Origin of the sequence: Candidatus Poriferisodalis sp., from assembly GCF_965215815.1 — a bacterium.
In the GTDB taxonomy this organism is placed as follows: domain Bacteria; phylum Actinomycetota; class Acidimicrobiia; order Acidimicrobiales; family Poriferisodalaceae; genus Poriferisodalis.
On sequence record NZ_CBDCEO010000012.1, the window covers coordinates 1,317,881 to 1,333,894 of the forward strand.

At 68.1% G+C, this 16,014-nt stretch carries 17 protein-coding genes; all 17 read right to left on the reverse strand.

Annotation, left to right across the window (positions count from 1 at the left end; all coding sequences use genetic code 11):
- Positions 1–53: 53 nt before the first annotated feature.
- On the reverse strand, positions 54–392 hold the full coding sequence (gene rpoZ, locus ACOOHB_RS07820; protein ID WP_420444230.1) for a DNA-directed RNA polymerase subunit omega: 339 nt from the start codon (positions 390–392) through the stop codon (positions 54–56).
- Between the two features lie 102 nt (positions 393–494).
- Entirely contained in the window at positions 495–1,106 is a 612-nt protein-coding gene (locus ACOOHB_RS07825) for a guanylate kinase (protein ID WP_420444231.1), read from the reverse strand.
- A gap of 10 nt (positions 1,107–1,116) precedes the next feature.
- The gene (gene mihF, locus ACOOHB_RS07830) at positions 1,117–1,452 is read right to left on the reverse strand and encodes an integration host factor, actinobacterial type (protein WP_420444232.1); all 336 of its coding nucleotides are present in this window, start codon (positions 1,450–1,452) and stop codon (positions 1,117–1,119) included.
- A 64-nt stretch (positions 1,453–1,516) separates the two neighbouring features.
- Positions 1,517–2,263, reverse strand: a complete 747-nt coding sequence (gene pyrF / locus ACOOHB_RS07835; protein ID WP_420444233.1) for an orotidine-5'-phosphate decarboxylase — start codon at positions 2,261–2,263, stop codon at positions 1,517–1,519.
- A 5-nt stretch (positions 2,264–2,268) separates the two neighbouring features.
- Entirely contained in the window at positions 2,269–3,261 is a 993-nt protein-coding gene (locus ACOOHB_RS07840; RefSeq protein ID WP_420444234.1) for a dihydroorotate dehydrogenase, read from the reverse strand.
- Positions 3,254–6,622: a carbamoyl-phosphate synthase large subunit gene (gene carB / locus ACOOHB_RS07845; protein ID WP_420444235.1), complete on the reverse strand. Its 3,369-nt coding sequence runs from the start codon at positions 6,620–6,622 to the stop codon at positions 3,254–3,256. The genes ACOOHB_RS07840 and carB overlap by 8 nt, the downstream gene beginning before the upstream one ends.
- On the reverse strand, positions 6,622–7,776 hold the full coding sequence (carA, locus tag ACOOHB_RS07850; RefSeq protein ID WP_420444236.1) for a glutamine-hydrolyzing carbamoyl-phosphate synthase small subunit: 1,155 nt from the start codon (positions 7,774–7,776) through the stop codon (positions 6,622–6,624). Before carA ends, carB begins: the two co-directional genes overlap by 1 nt.
- Positions 7,773–9,134 carry a dihydroorotase gene (locus ACOOHB_RS07855; protein ID WP_420444237.1) on the reverse strand — a complete coding sequence of 454 codons (1,362 nt, stop codon included), beginning with the start codon at positions 9,132–9,134 and terminating at the stop codon, positions 7,773–7,775. The genes carA and ACOOHB_RS07855 overlap by 4 nt, the downstream gene beginning before the upstream one ends.
- Entirely contained in the window at positions 9,127–10,188 is a 1,062-nt protein-coding gene (locus tag ACOOHB_RS07860; protein ID WP_420444238.1) for an aspartate carbamoyltransferase catalytic subunit, read from the reverse strand. Before ACOOHB_RS07860 ends, ACOOHB_RS07855 begins: the two co-directional genes overlap by 8 nt.
- Positions 10,185–10,730: a bifunctional pyr operon transcriptional regulator/uracil phosphoribosyltransferase PyrR gene (gene pyrR / locus ACOOHB_RS07865; RefSeq protein WP_420444683.1), complete on the reverse strand. Its 546-nt coding sequence runs from the start codon at positions 10,728–10,730 to the stop codon at positions 10,185–10,187. The genes ACOOHB_RS07860 and pyrR overlap by 4 nt, the downstream gene beginning before the upstream one ends.
- 176 nt (positions 10,731–10,906) lie before the next feature.
- Positions 10,907–11,278: a hypothetical protein gene (locus ACOOHB_RS07870; RefSeq protein WP_420444239.1), complete on the reverse strand. Its 372-nt coding sequence runs from the start codon at positions 11,276–11,278 to the stop codon at positions 10,907–10,909.
- A complete protein-coding gene (locus ACOOHB_RS07875; protein ID WP_420444240.1) occupies positions 11,275–11,697 on the reverse strand; it encodes a hypothetical protein in 423 nt (140 codons plus the stop codon). The genes ACOOHB_RS07870 and ACOOHB_RS07875 overlap by 4 nt, the downstream gene beginning before the upstream one ends.
- 60 nt (positions 11,698–11,757) lie before the next feature.
- Positions 11,758–12,174 (reverse strand): hypothetical protein, encoded by a 417-nt coding sequence (locus tag ACOOHB_RS07880; RefSeq protein WP_420444241.1) that lies wholly within the window; start codon positions 12,172–12,174, stop codon positions 11,758–11,760.
- A gap of 49 nt (positions 12,175–12,223) precedes the next feature.
- Entirely contained in the window at positions 12,224–12,430 is a 207-nt protein-coding gene (locus tag ACOOHB_RS07885) for a hypothetical protein (protein WP_420444242.1), read from the reverse strand.
- Between the two features lie 66 nt (positions 12,431–12,496).
- Positions 12,497–13,264: a type II secretion system F family protein gene (locus tag ACOOHB_RS07890; protein ID WP_420444243.1), complete on the reverse strand. Its 768-nt coding sequence runs from the start codon at positions 13,262–13,264 to the stop codon at positions 12,497–12,499.
- Entirely contained in the window at positions 13,261–14,034 is a 774-nt protein-coding gene (locus ACOOHB_RS07895) for a hypothetical protein (protein ID WP_420444244.1), read from the reverse strand. The genes ACOOHB_RS07890 and ACOOHB_RS07895 overlap by 4 nt, the downstream gene beginning before the upstream one ends.
- On the reverse strand, positions 14,028–16,013 hold the full coding sequence (locus tag ACOOHB_RS07900) for an ATPase, T2SS/T4P/T4SS family (protein ID WP_420444245.1): 1,986 nt from the start codon (positions 16,011–16,013) through the stop codon (positions 14,028–14,030). The genes ACOOHB_RS07895 and ACOOHB_RS07900 overlap by 7 nt, the downstream gene beginning before the upstream one ends.
- Between the last annotated feature and the right edge of the window lies 1 nt (position 16,014).

Genomic DNA, 16,014 nt, shown 5'->3' on the forward strand with positions numbered 1-16,014 from the left:
GCTGTCAATTCTCGACAGCAAGCCCCGACAGGACTGGGTTGTGGTCCGTGGCGCTAGGCCTTGAGGTCGGGAACAACCTCGAGCATGGCAGCATCGGCCTCGGCTGCAGCGAGCGCTTCGGCTTCCAGCCGTGCCCGCTCTTCGGGATCGAAACGCTCGAAGGTGATCTTGTCGGCCTCGATCTCCTCGAAGGCGATCGACAGCGGCTTGCGAGCGACCGAAGCCACCTGCGGCGGCACGACCGAGCCGATGCCGCCGTCGAGCTGGTTGTAGTACGAGTTGATCTGCCGGGACCGCATAGCCGCAAGGCTCACGAGAGTGAACTTCGAGTCGACCTTGGAGAGCAGGTCCTCGAGCCCCGGGGTGATCATGGTGTCGGTTGACTCAGTCATCGCAGGATGCAGGCTACCCAGGACCCAGCCCGGCTCCATGGTGCCCGCAGGCGCTGTGTGGTGATTCAAGGAACTGGAGCCCTCGCACGAACCGGCTCCGGCTCAAGCGCTTGGCGGGCGGCGAGTGCGGGTGCGGGTGCGATCCACGAAAGCAGCGATGTCGGTCACAGTGCTGGAGATGTCCCGGTTCACCACGATGAGGTCGGCCATCCGGTATCCCACAGGCAGCTCCTCGTCGGCTTTGGCGAGCCGGCGTGCTACCTCGGCGTCGGGGTCCCCTCTCCGGCGCATGCGCCGTTCCTGCTCGGCTCGGCTGGGCGGAAGCACCATGATCACCAGCGCAGACGGATCGCGATTGCGCACCGAGACAGCGCCCTGCACGTCGATCTCCAGCACGAGATCGCTTTCGAGGTCAAGCGGCGGCATCGGGGTGCCGTAGCGATACTCGAAGAAGTCGGCCCATTCCAGGAATCCTCCCGAAGCGATCCGGGCCTCGAACTCGGCCGCCGTCACGAAGGTGTACGCCTCGGCTGGCTCCCCGACGCGGCGAGGACGAGTCGTCCAGGACCTGCTCAGCAGGAGGGATGGATCCCGCGCCACCAGCTCAGCCACGATCGTGCCTTTGCCAGCCCCGCCCGGCCCGCACACCACGTAGAGCGTCACGCCCCAAGGCACGGTCGGGCTCGCAGCGCCACTGGGCGCCGGGTTGGTCATGCGACTGTATTCACGCGCCTGGGGCGGAATCCTGTGCGAAGTGCTCGCTCAAACGGCGCCGCTGCGTATCGCCGAGACCTCGCAGTCGCCGATTGTCGGCGATGCCTATCTCGGCCATCAGGCGACGGGCCTTGACCTTGCCGAGACCCGGCATCGACTCCAAGGCAGCAAGTGCCTTGAGCTTGCCGACGTTCTCGACAGTGTCGGCTTCGGCCAGCAACTCGTCGAAGCTGAGGAATCCCATCTTCAACCGGTGCTTGGCGTTTGCGCGGACCTCGCGGGCCTCTTTGGCCTTGGCCAGCGCCTCGGCACGCTGCTCGTCACTGAGTTCAGGCAGCGGACTCATTGTGATGCATTGTAGCTATGCCGCCCATAGGGCTAAGGGACACTGGCTTGGCGAGCGCCGCCGATCAAGCGCGGGCAAGCTCTGCGGCAACCTCGGCAACGATCGCCGCGGCCGCAGCCTGCGGATCGGGTGCCGCGGTTACCGCACGTCCGATGACGAGCAGATCGGCACCGGCAGCCAGTGCCGCTGCCGGGGTGGCAACCCGGCGCTGATCTGCTGCCGACACGCCGCTGGGTCGTATGCCAGGCACGACGCGTAGCAGCCCCGGAGCCGCCGCCGACACCGTAGGGAGATCTGGAGCGGCGCAGATAAGGCCGCCACAGCCGGATTCTCGAGCCAGTGCAGATCGTTGCGTCAGCACCTCGGGCGTGGCTTCGGCGTCCGAAGTGAGGACAGTGACACCGAGGGCAACGGGTGCGACGCTCGGCATCGACGTGCCGCTCGACATCTCGGCGCCTTCAGCCAGCCCGCGTACGCCGGCGGCCAGCATGTCCGGTCCGCCCTGGGTGTGCAGGGTGAGCAGCCAGACACCCAGCGCACCGGCACGCCATGCAGCCCGTTCCACCGTGTTCGGGATGTCGTGCAGCTTGAGGTCCAAGAACACCCGGCAGCCCGTCGCCACGATGTCTCTCACAAGCGAGGGACCCTCTGCGACAAACAGCTCGAGGCCGACCTTCATGACGCCGAAATCGGCTCCGAAGCGTTCCATCAGCGCCAGCGCCGCTGCCCGATCCTGCACGTCCAGTGCGAGTGCCAGCCGGTCTCGGGCAGCGCCGCTGCGCAGCGTTGCGGCCGATCCAGAAGTGGTCAATGCGTTCAACAGCTTTCCTGGGTGCCCGCGTCCGCTGAACGGGGCCCGGTTCGGGCGTGATGAGCCCGGCCGGTCAATTCGGCGGCCGCGAAGACGCCGTGCTTCTTGCACCAGCGGCGCAACTCCGACAACACCTTGCGGGGCGCGCGCGGATCCCAGAACGATGCAGTACCGACCTGCACCGCAACCGCACCCGCCGCCATGAGCTCCACTGCGTGCTCGGCTGCTGCCACGCCGCCGACGCCCACGATCGGCACCTCGCCTAACGCCGCCCGCACGTCGAAGATGGCCCGGACAGCCACGGGCCGGATCGCCGGACCCGACAGCCCGCCGCCGCCGTTGCCGAGCGTGGGCACCGCAGTGACGGGATCGATGGACATTCCCAAAACGGTGTTGATGAGCGTGAGGGCCTCGGCTCCTGCGGTCAGCGCTGCGGCGGCGATCTCGACCAAGTCGGTCACGTTGGGGGTGAGCTTTGCCCACAGCGGCACACCTGCGGCAGTCGCGGCGCTTATGGCATCGGCAGTAGCCGCCGGGTCACACGCAAACATCTGGCCCCGGCCCTCGAGGTTCGGGCAGCTGACGTTCACTTCCAGTGCCGTCAGGCCAGCACCGGCCAGGGTCTGAGCCGCTGTCTCATAGTCGGCGACTGTGCGGCCCCAGATGCTGGCCACCACCCGAGCCCCGGTTCGACGCAGGCGCGGCAGTTCGGTCTCGAGCCACGCCTCGGCACCGGGATTCTGCAATCCCACCGCATTGAGCATCCCCGCAGGCGTGCCCACAACCCGGGGGGCCCGATTCCCGGCCCAGGCGAACGGCGACAGCGACTTGGTCACCACAGCACCCAGTTCGGCAAGGTCGAGGTACCCGCGGAGCTCGGTGCCGTAGCCAGCGGTTCCCGATGCGGTCATCACGGGATTGGGCAGCAAGACGCTGCCGATGCGTACTGCCATATCGATTGGCAGGTCGCCCGACGTACTCATCGGGGCCTTAGGCATGTTTGCGCCGCATCGACGCATCGAGGTTCGCGTGAAACTCCTGCAGCGGTCGCACTTGCAGGTCGCTCGCTAGCCATTCCCGCATGCCCGTCGCCACGGCTCGTGCGGCGGCGACCGTCGTGAAGCACGGAATGTGATGGGAGCGGGCGGCAGCGCGAATGTGGCGGCCGTCGAGTTGGGCGCCGCGGCCCCGGGGTGTGTTGACGACCAAGTCCACTCGGCCCGCTGCGATGAGCTGCACAGCGTCCTCGCCGGGCGAGGTCTCCTCGCCGTCGGCCGACAGCTTCGCCACCTCGACATCGACGGGCACGCCGTGGCTCCGCAAGAAGCTTGCCGTGCCGGCGGTGGCCGCTATGTCGAAGCCGATCTCAGCGAGGATGCGCGCCGCTTCCAACGCCTCGGGTTTGTCTCGGTCGGCCAGGGTCAACAGCACCGTGCCTTCGGAGGGCAACACGTCGCCTGCGGCAATCTGGCTCTTTGCAAAGGCCAGCCCGAAGGTGGCGTCGATGCCCATGACCTCGCCGGTGGAGCGCATCTCGGGACCCAGCACGGTGTCCACCGAGGGGAACCTGCCGAACGGCAGCACTGCTTCCTTCACAGCCACGTGGCGCGGCGCAGGACCTCCGTCGGCCGGGTCAGCCAATGACGACCCACTGTGCAGTTGCACGTTGCGAGCCCAGTCAGGCAGCATCCCGGCCGCCACGAGTTCGTCGAGCGTTTCTCCCGCCATCACCCGGGCCGCCGCCTTGGCCAGCGACACCCCCGTGGCCTTCGCCACGAACGGAACCGTGCGAGACGCCCGTGGGTTGGCCTCGATCACGAATACCTCGCCGGCTTTGACAGCGAACTGCACGTTCAGCAGTCCAACCACTCCCAGCGCTTCGGCCAACCGCTGCGTGTACGACACCATGACTCGCTGGACCTCGCCGCTGAGGCTCGGCGGAGGGATGGCGCAGGCGCTGTCGCCCGAGTGGACGCCGGCCTGCTCGACGTGCTCCATGATCCCGCCGAGCATCCACGCCCCGGTGTGGTCGCGCAGCGAGTCCACGTCGACCTCGATGGCGTCTTCGAGGAACTGGTCCACGAGTACCGGACGCTCGGCCGACAGCCCGCCTTCGCGTCCCAATGAGGAGAACAGGGCGAGCTCGGCCATCGTTGCAGCCAACTCAGCGTGGTCATAGACGACCGTCATGGCTCGGCCGCCGAGCACGTAGCTGGGGCGCACCAACGCGGGAAAGCCGATCTGCTCGCAGATCGCGGCTGCCTCGGCCGGTCCCGACGCAGTGCCGCCGGGCGGCTGGGGGATGGCGAGCTCTGTGCACAGAACGTTCCAGCGCTCTCGGTCCTCGGCGAGGTCGATGGAGTCCGCGGGCGTGCCGCACACGAGCTCAGCTGGCAACTCGGAGGCCAGCTTGAGCGGCGTCTGCCCGCCCAGGCTCACGATGACGCCGACCGGGTCCTCGGCCTCGATGATGTTGTAGACGTCCTCGACGGTCAGCGGTTCGAAGTACAGCCGGTCGGAGGTGTCGTAGTCGGTGGAGACCGTCTCGGGGTTGCAGTTCACCATCACGGTCTCGTAGCCGGCCTCGCGCAAGGCGAAGCTGGCATGCACGCAGCAGTAGTCGAACTCGATGCCCTGGCCGATGCGGTTGGGTCCCGAGCCCAGGATGATCATGCGGGGGCGGGTGCCGGGTCGGATCTCGTCCTCGTCTTCGTAAGTGGAGTAGTGGTACGGCGTGCGAGCGTCGAACTCGGCCGCGCAGGTGTCCACCGTCTTGAACGTGGCGCGCACGCCCGCTTCGAGGCGTGCGGCCCGAACCTCGGCTTCGCTCACCCCCCACAACCACGCCAGCTGCGCATCGGCGAAGCCGAACTGCTTGGCGCGCCGCCATGCGCGACGGTCCATCGAGGCCACTCCCCCGACAGCCTCCAGTACCGCGCGCTCGTCGACGATGGCCAGCATCTGGTCGACGAACCAGGGGTCCACGCCGGTGGCGGCGCTGATGGCATCGGGGTCGGTTCCTCGTCGCAGCAGTTCGCCCATCTCGAAGATGCGCTCGGGCGTGGGCGTCTCGATGGCCTCGAGCAGCTCAGCGGTGAAGCGCTCGGCGTACTGCGTCTCGCCCGCGTCGGCGTTCAGACCGAATCGTCCCTGCTCGAGGCTGCGCAGCGCCTTCTGCAAACTCTCAGCGAATGTGCGGCCGATGGCCATCACCTCGCCCACGGACTGCATCTGCGGGCCGAGCACGGGTGCCGCCCCGGGGAGCTTCTCGAACGCCCAGCGGGGGATCTTGGTCACCACATAGTCGATGGTCGGCTCGAAGCTGGCGGGGGTTTCGCCGGTGATGTCGTTGCGGATCTCGTCGAGCGTGTAGCCGACGGCGAGGCGGGCTGCGATCTTGGCGATCGGGAAGCCGGTGGCCTTCGAAGCCAGCGCCGAGCTGCGGCTGACCCGCGGGTTCATCTCGATGATGATCCGTTCGCCGTTGGCGGGATTCACCGCGAACTGCACGTTCGAGCCGCCGGTCTCGACGCCGATGCGGCGGATGCAGGCGAACGCCGCGTCGCGCATTTCCTGGTATTCGACGTCGGAGAGGGTCTGTGTGGGGGCGACCGTGATGGAGTCGCCGGTGTGCACGCCCATCGCGTCGAAGTTCTCGATGGAGCAGATCACCACGCAGTTGTCGGCGCGGTCGCGCATCACCTCGAGTTCGAATTCCTTCCAGCCACGCACCGACTGCTCGATGAGGATCTCGCTGATCGGGCTGGCATCGAGGCCCGCCGCTGCGGCAGCCTCGAATTCGTCGGGCGTGGTGGCGAAGCCGGTCCCCGCACCTCCCAGGATGTAGGCAGGCCGGATGATGACCGGCAGGCCGATCTCGTCGATCGCTTGGAGGGCGTCGTCCAGGGAGTGCGCGATGGCCGAGGGAGCGCATTTCAGCCCGATCTCGGTCATGGCCTGGCGGAAACGGTCGCGGTCTTCGGCGGTGGCGATGGCCTGCTCGGAGGCTCCGATCATCTCGACGCCGTAGCGATCGAGCACGCCGCTGTGGCTGAGCTCGGTGGCCAAATTCAGCGCCGTCTGGCCGCCGAGGGTGGGCAGCAGCGCGTCAGGGCGTTCACGGGCGATGATCGCTTCGAGCACGGCGGCGTCGAGCGGTTCGACGTAGGTGGCGTCGGCGAACTCCGGATCGGTCATGATCGTGGCGGGATTCGAGTTCGCCAGGATTACCCGGTAGCCCTCTTCGCGCAGCACACGGCAGGCCTGGGTGCCCGAGTAGTCGAACTCGCAGGCTTGGCCGATGACAATGGGTCCCGAGCCGATGATCAGGATCGATTCGATGTCATTGCGGCGGCCCATCAACTGTTCCCCCGCTGGCGGCGGCCGGAGCCGTTGCACGTGCCGCCCCAGAACGTCGACATGAGGTCCGCGAAGCGATCGAAGAGGTATCGCGAGTCGTGCGGTCCGGGGCTGGCTTCGGGGTGATACTGGACGCAGAACGCGGGCAGGTCGCGGCACGCGAAGCCCTCGAGCGCTCCGTCGTTCAGGCAGACGTGCGTCTCGTCGACTCCCGGCACGGAGCCCGATTCGATAGCGAAGTTGTGGTTCTGACTGGTGATCTCGATGCGGCCGGTGGACTCGTCGCGCACCGGCACGTTGCCCCCATGGTGGCCGAAGGGAAGCTTGTAGGAGCGGCCGCCGAGGGCAAGGCCGAGCACCTGCTGGCCCAGGCAGATGCCGAAGATCGGAACCACGCCCAGCAGGTCACGCAGCGCGGTCGTGACGCCGCCGGCCATCTGTGGGTCGCCGGGGCCGTTGGAGAGGAAGATCCCATCGGGTTCTCGGGCCAGCACCTCGGCCGCGGAGGTTGACGCCGGCACGATTTCGACGGTCGCGATACGGCCCAGGTTCGTGGTGATTGCGCGCTTGATGCCCAAGTCGTAGGCGACGACCCGCCACGGCCCGTCGCCCGTGGTGTACGGCTCGGCGGTGGTGACTTCGCTGACGAGGTCGACGCCTGCAGTGCCGGGTTCTGCGCGGGCGGCGATTGCGAGACGTTCGAGCGCGTCGTCGTTCGGGACAGGGCCGAACGCGCCAGGCATGGCGCCGTGGTTGCGGACGTGGCGAGTCAGCCGGCGCGTGTCCACGCCGGCGATTCCGGCGATGCCGTGGCGGACGAGGTACGAGTTGAGGTCTCCCTCGGAGCGCCAACTCGATCGGCGCCGGGCCAGGTCGCGAATGATGACGCCACGGCAGAAGGGACGGCGCGACTCGGCGTCGGCCGCGGTGATGCCGTAATTGCCGATGTGGGGGTAGGTGAACGCGATGATCTGGCCCGCATAGGAGGGGTCGGTGATGACCTCCTGGTAGCCGGTCATCACCGTGTTGAACACGACCTCGCCGGAGGCCACCCCATTGGACGCTGTTGAGGGCGCGCCGATCATCTCGCCCTCGAAGACGGTGCCGTCGGTAAGCACCAGGGCCCCAAGCGCGGGAGCGCTTGGCTGGTTCATCGTCCTGCCCCCGCAGTTGACGCCGCGAACATGACGGCGGGATCGCTCGGCTGCCCATTGGCCACCACGAGGTGCCCGGCGACGACCGTCGCGGTCACCATGGCGCTCATCGACCGGCCGCGGTGCGGGGTATTTCGCGCCATCGACACTGAGCCTCGCTCGGCCAGCGTCCAGGTCCGGTCGAGATCAAGCACCACGAGGTTTGCCGGTTGGCCCGGCTCGATGAGCCCACCGCCGAGGTGTGCGGCACCGGCCAGCTCAGCGGGCCGCCACGACAACGCGTCCAGCGCTGTTTCGAGACCGATCTCGGGATGGCCGAAAGTGAGTGCGGCGCAGGTTTCCAATGCGGCGATGCCGGGAGGAGCTTCATCGAAGGGCAGGTCCTTGGCTTGGGGCGGCACTGGCGAATGGCCGCTGACGATGGCGTCGATGGTGCGGTCATTGACGCCGGCGATCAGCGCGTCCCGGTCGGCCGCAGTGCGGTACGGCGGCTCGGCGCGCATCAGCGTGTCGTAGCCGTCGGCATCGGCATCGATGAACAGCAAGTGCTCCGCGGTGACCGAAGCCGAGACGTCCAGCCCTTCGGCCTTGGCGGCGCGCACCAGCTCGACGGTACGGGCGGCGCTGATGCGGTCGAGGTGCATGCGGCCGCCAGTGAGCCGTGCAATGCCGATGGCGACGGCAGCTGCCAACTCCTCGGAGGCAGCGGGCTCGCCCGCCAGGCCCATTCGCGCCGAGACTGCGCCTTCAGCCATGGCGGCCGTGCCGGCGAGGTGAGCGGTGGCAGGGCGCACGGACACAACAGCGTCGAGGGGTCCTGCGTACTGCAGGGCGCGTCGCAGGAGGCCGACGTCATCTTGGGGTCCGACGTCGGTGAACCATCGAACACCGGCGTCAGCCAGTTCGGCCATTGGCGAAAGGCGGCGCCCGGCCCGCTCGGCTGTGATCGTGGCGGAGGGAATGATGTGACCGCGGGCGTTCGACGCATTGCGGTGGAGCTCGGCCAGCTGTCCCAGACGGTCGAGCGGGGGTTCGGTGTCGGACTGGGCCATCACGGCGGTGAAGCCGCCCCGCACGGCCGCCGCGCTTGCTGTCGCGACGGTCTCGGCTTCCTCGTTGCCCGGCTCGCCCAGGCGTGCGAACAGGTCCACGAAACCCGAGACGACCACGCAGCCCGAGGCGTCGATCAGGCGTGCGGGGCCATCGACGGTCACGCCCGGCGGATTCACTGCCGCGATCTGGCCGTCAACCACGACGATGTCGGCACGGCGCCGCCCGGCACGCTCGACGATCTCACCGCCCGTGATGAACAGGGGGGCTTCGGCAGTCGGCATCGGGAGCGTCTGGGTCTCAGGCATCGCTCTGTCCCGAAGTGTTGGTCCCTGCCGATTCGGCTCCTGGCAGCGCAGTGCCCGACCCGATGAGGCGGAACAGCACCGCCATGCGAGCCGCCACGCCGTGGGACACCTGCTGGGTGACCAGCACCCGGCTGGCAGCCAGGTCTTCGAACACGGCGCCCGCTATCTCGATGCCACGGTTCACGGGGCCCGGATGGGTGATGACGGCATCGGGGCGCAGACGCTGGGCTCGTTCGGCAGTGAGGCCGTAGCGGGCCACGTACTCGGTGACCGAGCCGATCAGCCCGTCGACCATGCGCTCGCGCTGGCAGCGCAGCAGCCCCACCACGTCGAGTTCGCCGAGCACGTCGTCGAGGCTGTACGTGATCTCGACACGCTTTGCGGCATCGGGCGGCAGCCAGCAGTCGATCCAGTCGCGAGGCTGTGCTGGGAGCAGCGTCGGCGGCGCGACCAGCACGATGCTGGCACCCAGCGCCGTGTAGGCCTCGATGTCGCTGCGGGCGACTCGACTGTGGACGATGTCGCCGACGATGCCGATGCGGCATCCCGCCAGCGTGGGCTGTTCAGCCACCTCGGTTCCGGGCGGTCCGCCAGGTGCGGGGCAAAAGTGCCGCCACAGGGTGTAGGCGTCCTGCAGACCCTGGGTGGGGTGGGCATGCCAGCCGTCGCCGCCGTTGAGGATGGAGACGCCTTCGTCGGCCCAGCGCGCGATCTGGGCGGGCACTCCGGCGCTGCGATGCCGCACCACGGCGGCGTCGATGCCCATGGCCTGGATGGTCTCGAAGGTGTCGCGAATCGACTCGCCTTTGGAGAGCGACGACGAGGCGGCCGAGAACGTCAGCACGTCGGCTGACAGACGCTTCGCAGCGGTTTCGAATGCGAGCCGGGTACGAGTGGATTCCTCGAAGAACAGGTTGGCCACGGTGCGGCCCCGCAGGGCGGGCACCCTGGGGATGGGTCGGCGGCCGACCTCCACGAAGCGGTCGGTGAGTGCCAGCAGCTCGGAGATGCCTTCGGTGCCGAGCTCGCCCAGCGTCAGCAGGTGCCCGCTCACTTGCGCATCTCCCCCAGCAACACGCCCTCGAGCGACACGTCCACCATTTCCTCGCGGCTGGTGGGCAGGTTCTTGCCGACGAAGTCGGGGCGGATCGGCAGCTCGCGGTGGCCGCGGTCGATCACCACGGCCAATTGCACCGCGCGGGGCCGCCCGAAGTCGTTCAAGGCGTCGAGCGCAGCCCGGATGGTGCGGCCGGTGAACAGCACGTCGTCGACCAACACGACAGTCATGCCGTCGAGGTCGAAGGGGATGTCGGTGACGGCTTCAGCCATGACGGGACGCAGGCCGATGTCGTCGCGATGCAAGACGACGTCGAGCGTTCCGAAGGGCACGTCGGTGCCGTCGATCTCGAACAGCAGGCGCACAATCCTCAGCGCGACCTGCACGCCGCCGGTCTGGAGGCCCACCACCACGACGTTGTCGAGGCCCTGGTTGCGCTCGAGGATCTCGTGGCTGACCCGGGTGAGCGCCCGGTGGACTCCGCTGGAATCGAGAATGGTGGTCCGGGCAACGAAAACGCCCCCATACGGGGGCGTCATACGTCGCTCGCGGTCTGCCACGCGCAGGTCCTTCCTGTCCGTACGGGCCTCACCGGACCCGCTTCACGGTCAGACACGCACGCTAGCGCGGGCGTGTCCAGGATAGGCGCGCATATTCGCGCCGGAACGGGCCCGCGCACGGTGCGCGTCCCGGTGATGTCGCCATGGGCCCTCCGCTACGTGCAGGAGGGCAGCGTCGATCCGGTCAAGTCGGCGACGTCGACCACGTCGAGACTGAGTGCGTGGCGGCCACGTGCTGGCGTGAGGCCCCGCAGCAGTACCGGCGACCAGTCCAACGCCACATCGGCTCGGATCGCGCCGCCTCGCCAGCACACAGCACATTGCGGCTGAGTGCAGCCCTGCGACGGCATACATCGTCGGTGCCCGCCATCACCGATCGCGCAAGCGTCGAGCGTGCTCACGGCGACCCGGCGGGCGTCGTCGGCGGCCTGGTTCCGCAGGCCCATGACCTGCGCTGTGTCGGCCGCCGCGGCGCTGAACAACGCGCACATGGTGGCGAGTGCCAGCGCCAACAGCGGCGCGCTCATGGCTGCAGACTCGGCACGGGCGGAACCGGGACTGCCACACGTGCGCGGACAGTGTCGTCGAACAACGGTGAGACGGCCAGTGGGCAGGTCACATCGACGGTCACGGCTGCCGGCCGAGTATTGCCAGGTACCCGATGGACGCTCGCAGCGACGCTGAACTGGGGGTCGCTGGCATCGCAGTCGCCGATTGCGGCTGCTTCAACGACGCGCTTCGCGATCCTGGTTGCGCGCTCGTCCAGATCGTCAGGGTTGACACCCGTGGGCGGTGAGGCCACGGCGCTTGCCGTGTAGTGGGCGGCTTCAATGCTTGCGGCTCGAACGACCGTCGCGGCGCGGGTGGAGTCACCGGAGTAGTCGACGAGCCAGATGCCGAATACCAGCACGGCGACGACGCTCATCATGCCGACGGTCTCATCCATCAGCGGTTCTCCCTGGCACGCTCAACGAAGCTGAGCAGCCGGGCGGCTCAACCTGGCTGTTCAGCACGGCGGCGCCACGGGCGCGTGCAGCACCACCCCAGCGCTGGAAGCCGGGCGGCGGCAGGCCACGGCCAACGCCGCACGGGAACCCAGCCAGCCGACCGATTCCACTCGCACCGACACGATGACCGAGCACGTTCCGTCGGCCAGCACCTCGACCGCCGTGGGGTGCACCGCCGCAAGCTGTGCCGTGCGGTCCAAAGCGGCACGCGCAGCCGTAGCCGTCGCATCGGGCGGCAGACCGGCATCGGTGCAGTCCCAGTCGGCTGGCACCTGGTCAGTGACCGCGACCGCTGCGGCATCGGCCGCTCCTTGCGCAGCTGCTGCGCCGACCTGGTGCCCGAACAACGAGATCACCAGCGCCAGGAAGACTGCCAGCACGGCGAACAGGCGGAGGATCGAAAGCGAGCTGTCCACGGCTCACCAAAGACAGAGCGACCCTCGACAACAGCCGGGGCAATCCGAACTAGGCACACGGAGGATCGTTAGCGGCGGTCCATGTGCCGTCGACGGCTTCGCACAGTTCCTTGGTCTGGATTTTCTTGTAGAGGACATCGCTGTCAGTCGATTGCGGCGCATTGTCGCCCAACGTTGTCCACATCACAGCCACTACTAGTACCGATGCGGCCACGGCGGCGGCAATGAAAATCAGCTTGGTGACCGGTGAATCCATCTGTGTGCTCCTTGCCCGCACCGGCGGGCGGTTGGGTTTGTGAGAATTGCAATGGCGATCAGGTGTTCACGTCGACGGCAGGGTCATGACGATGGTCACCATGACCACGCCGGAGGCCACCACGGCGAGCATCGAGGCGGACGCGCCGACACTGCGCCCGAGGCGGTCGATCGACTCGCGGCGTCGATCGTCGATGGCCCGTACGACGCGGTCCAACACCCGGTCGAGCAGCTGAGAGGCAGCGGCACCCGATCGTTCGGCGACATCCACCGTGCGCAGCAGTGACGCGGTCGGCGAGTCAGACAGCAGTGCCGCAACTGCCGCGAGCGGGTCGCGCCCGCTGATCACCGCCGCGTTGACCGCTCCGGCCGCTGGCGCAAACGCGGGATCGGTGACCCGCTCCGCCGCATCCAGCACCGCCACGCTGATCGGCCGTCCTGCAGCAACGAACAGGCGGATGCGCCGCAACCACAGCAGCACCGCTCCGTCCAGGCGGCGGCGATGTCCCCACAGCACTGCGCTTGCCATCAGACCCGGCACTGCCCACGCTGCCGTGACAGCTGCGAGCAGTGACCATGCAAGAGCGAGCCGAGGCGACGCCGCTCCACCGCTGGGCAATCGGAGGCCGACGACCAAGCCGATGCCGATCGTGCATACCGCTACGACGATCGTGAGCGTCGCGAGCCGCGCCGGGCTCCAGCCCAGCGCAGCCAGCATTCGGCGCCCACGGCGGCGGCGCTCGCTCGCTGCGAGCAAGTGGACAGCGGCGAACGCTCCTGTTCCCGCCATCGCCCAGATGGCAAGCGAATCTGTGGGTGGAAGCGACACGCTCACCGCAGCGTCTCCCAGGCCGAGCTGAGCGGGCGGGCGCAGGTCGCCACAGCGATCACGACGCCAGCAAGACCAACTCGTTGACCTTGCGGTCCCGTCATCCACGCCCAGGCGTCTGGACTCACCAGCGCGCTGCCCACTGCGACCGCCGCACCGAGCACGGCGGCGAGCGCCAGCTGTGGCAGGTTGGCTGCGACGTGACGGTTGAAGTGGCGCGCTGTTCCGGCGGCTTCGGCCGCTTCAGCTTCCAGGACACCGAGGATCGGAACCCATTGCCCTCCGCTGGCCGCGGCAACGGCCACCACGTCAGCCAGCCAAGCTGCGACCGGACCGTCGGCACCGTCGGCAAACTGCAGGGCCGCAGCCTCCACACCCACGCTGCGGCACTCGTCGACAAGCCTGGAGGCTGTCTTCGCTATCGGACCCGTGGCCAGCGGCGCTGCTGTCTCGAGCGCATCCACCACAGTGCGCGACACCTGCGCCTGGTTGGCCAAGACCGCAGCGAACTGCGCCACCGACTCAGCGGCCGCGACGTTTCGCCGGCTGCGCGCGACGCAGGCGGCGCACCACGAGCAGATGCCGACAATCGCCCCCGAGAGCCCAGCGGCTGTGGGCCCGAGCGCCAGGCCCGAGACGAATACAGCGATGCCAGTCGCCAGCCACGGCCACCTCATTGCCTCAGCAGCGGCGCGGTCGGACCGGGGACCTGTTCCGAGCAGAGTCCACAGCGCGGCTCCTGCGCCAGCCAGACCGAATGCCGCGACCCTCAGCATGCAATGCCCTCCGGGTGGGATTCATCGCCCCCGCTGGGGCCGCCTCGAGTGGACGAGGGTTGGGCAGCGGCCGAGCAGTGGCCGGGATCGAGACCTAGGGCGCGGTACGACCACGACTCATCGATCAAGGGTTCGTACGGTGGCGCCTCGTCGATGGGGACGAGCGGCCCGGGATCCCACAGGATCTCGCGTGGTTCGGCAACATCGTGCAGCGGCGTCCCAAACGACAGCTCGCCGTGCTGCGGCGTGTCTTGTTGCGACGTGTCTTGGTGCGACGGAGGGCGAGCTGTGGGACCCGTTGGAAAGTCGTCGTCGGCAACGGGAGATCCGGACTTCGATGGCGCGGGGGCATCGATGATCTGCGAGAACACAGCCGGCGGCTCGATGTCGCCGCCGGCATCTCGAAGACCCACCGATGCATAGACCTGGGCGACGCGGCCGAGCGGGCGGCTCACCGGCGTCGCCCAACGATCACCCGATCGCAACGCCCACAAGCAGATTGTCGAGATGATCCCCGTGACATCATCGATGCCGGTGAGCTGCGTCACGTCGGCGACGACCCGCTCTCCGGCATCATTGCGGCCCATCCAGACGCACAGGTCCACCGCGGCGGCAATCTGTCGGCGGGCGTAGTCAGGTTCGGCGCCCTCGGAGCAGGCGTATGCCACGAGCTTTTCGAGCACGCCATTGCCGGGTTGTGAATGCAGGGTGACGAGGCATCCGTCCAGGCCCGACGACATCGCATCGAGCAACGCTTCACAGCCGTCGCCGCGGATCTCCCCCACCACGAGCTTGCCGGCGTTCGCGCGCTTGGCATCGCGAATGTGATCGGCCATCGAATGCCGACCGTGGCCGTCCTGGTTGGGATCGCGCGTCAGCCGCTCGTAGGTGTTGGGATGGATTCCGTACTCGCCCAATCGCAGCTCGGGCGTGTCCTCGATGGTGTCGATGCGCTCGTGGTCAGGCACCGCTGCGAGCAGTGCCTGACAGAGCGTCGTCTTGCCGCCGCCCATGGCCGCCGCCACCACAAGGTTGGCCCGCACCTTGCCCGCAATGGCTTCGATGAGCACACTGCCGAGTTCCCGCGAGACGACAGCGAGGTCGTCGAGTCGCATCCGGCCGGCCATGTTCGAGCGCAGCACAACGTTTGGCGGGCTGGTCACAAACGCCTCGGCGTGGAGTCTCCAGCGATCGCCTACGCGCACGTCGAGGCGTGGATCCAGCTCGTCGAAGCGCTGTGGCCGATCACCGGAGTAGCTCGCCAGAAAACGCACGGCCTCGATGAGGTCTGCGTCGGCAGCGAACGGCGAGGGTCGGCGCTCGACGCGTCCGCCTGCGTACTGGACGAGCATCGATTCCCCGCCGCGTATCTGGAATTCCTCGACATCGGGTTCGGCCAGCAGATCACTGAGTGAGTCAGTGGCGGCACGTGCTGCATTTCGGCGTCGAACGGCACCGTCGGACCGGTCGAGCCGTTGAGGCGCGCATGCCGAGGTGACCAGCATGCGGCCGAGCCGGTGCAGCTGCCGGTGCGCACGCCGACTGCCGACACGGCTGATGCGCACTACCCGCTGAACACCCAGTGCCGCCGAGAGCTCGCCAGTGGGGTCCGGTCGGGCACCATTCGACCCAGGGAGCCAGACCGCTATTCGCGGCACCGTCACCGTCGCCACGGCGTGCCACACGTCTGCTTCGTGCTCTGCGCTGCCTGTGCCGCGGGCGTGGCGGCCGGTAATTGCTCCGAGCAACAGGACAATCTGGCTCGCCGCAGCGGCTGCCGTCTCGATGACCTCGCGTTCGGCGCTGCTGCCCAACCAGACCACGCACGGATCGTTCGCCGCTCCTGGCTCGGGAACACCGGCAACATCGGCAACCAGAGCGACCCGACCGGCGACCGAGGTCAATCCCGTTCGCAGAGCGTCTCTGCACCACTCGCGCACCTGCGGCACGAGGGTGTCATCGCAGAGCACGAGGAGCACC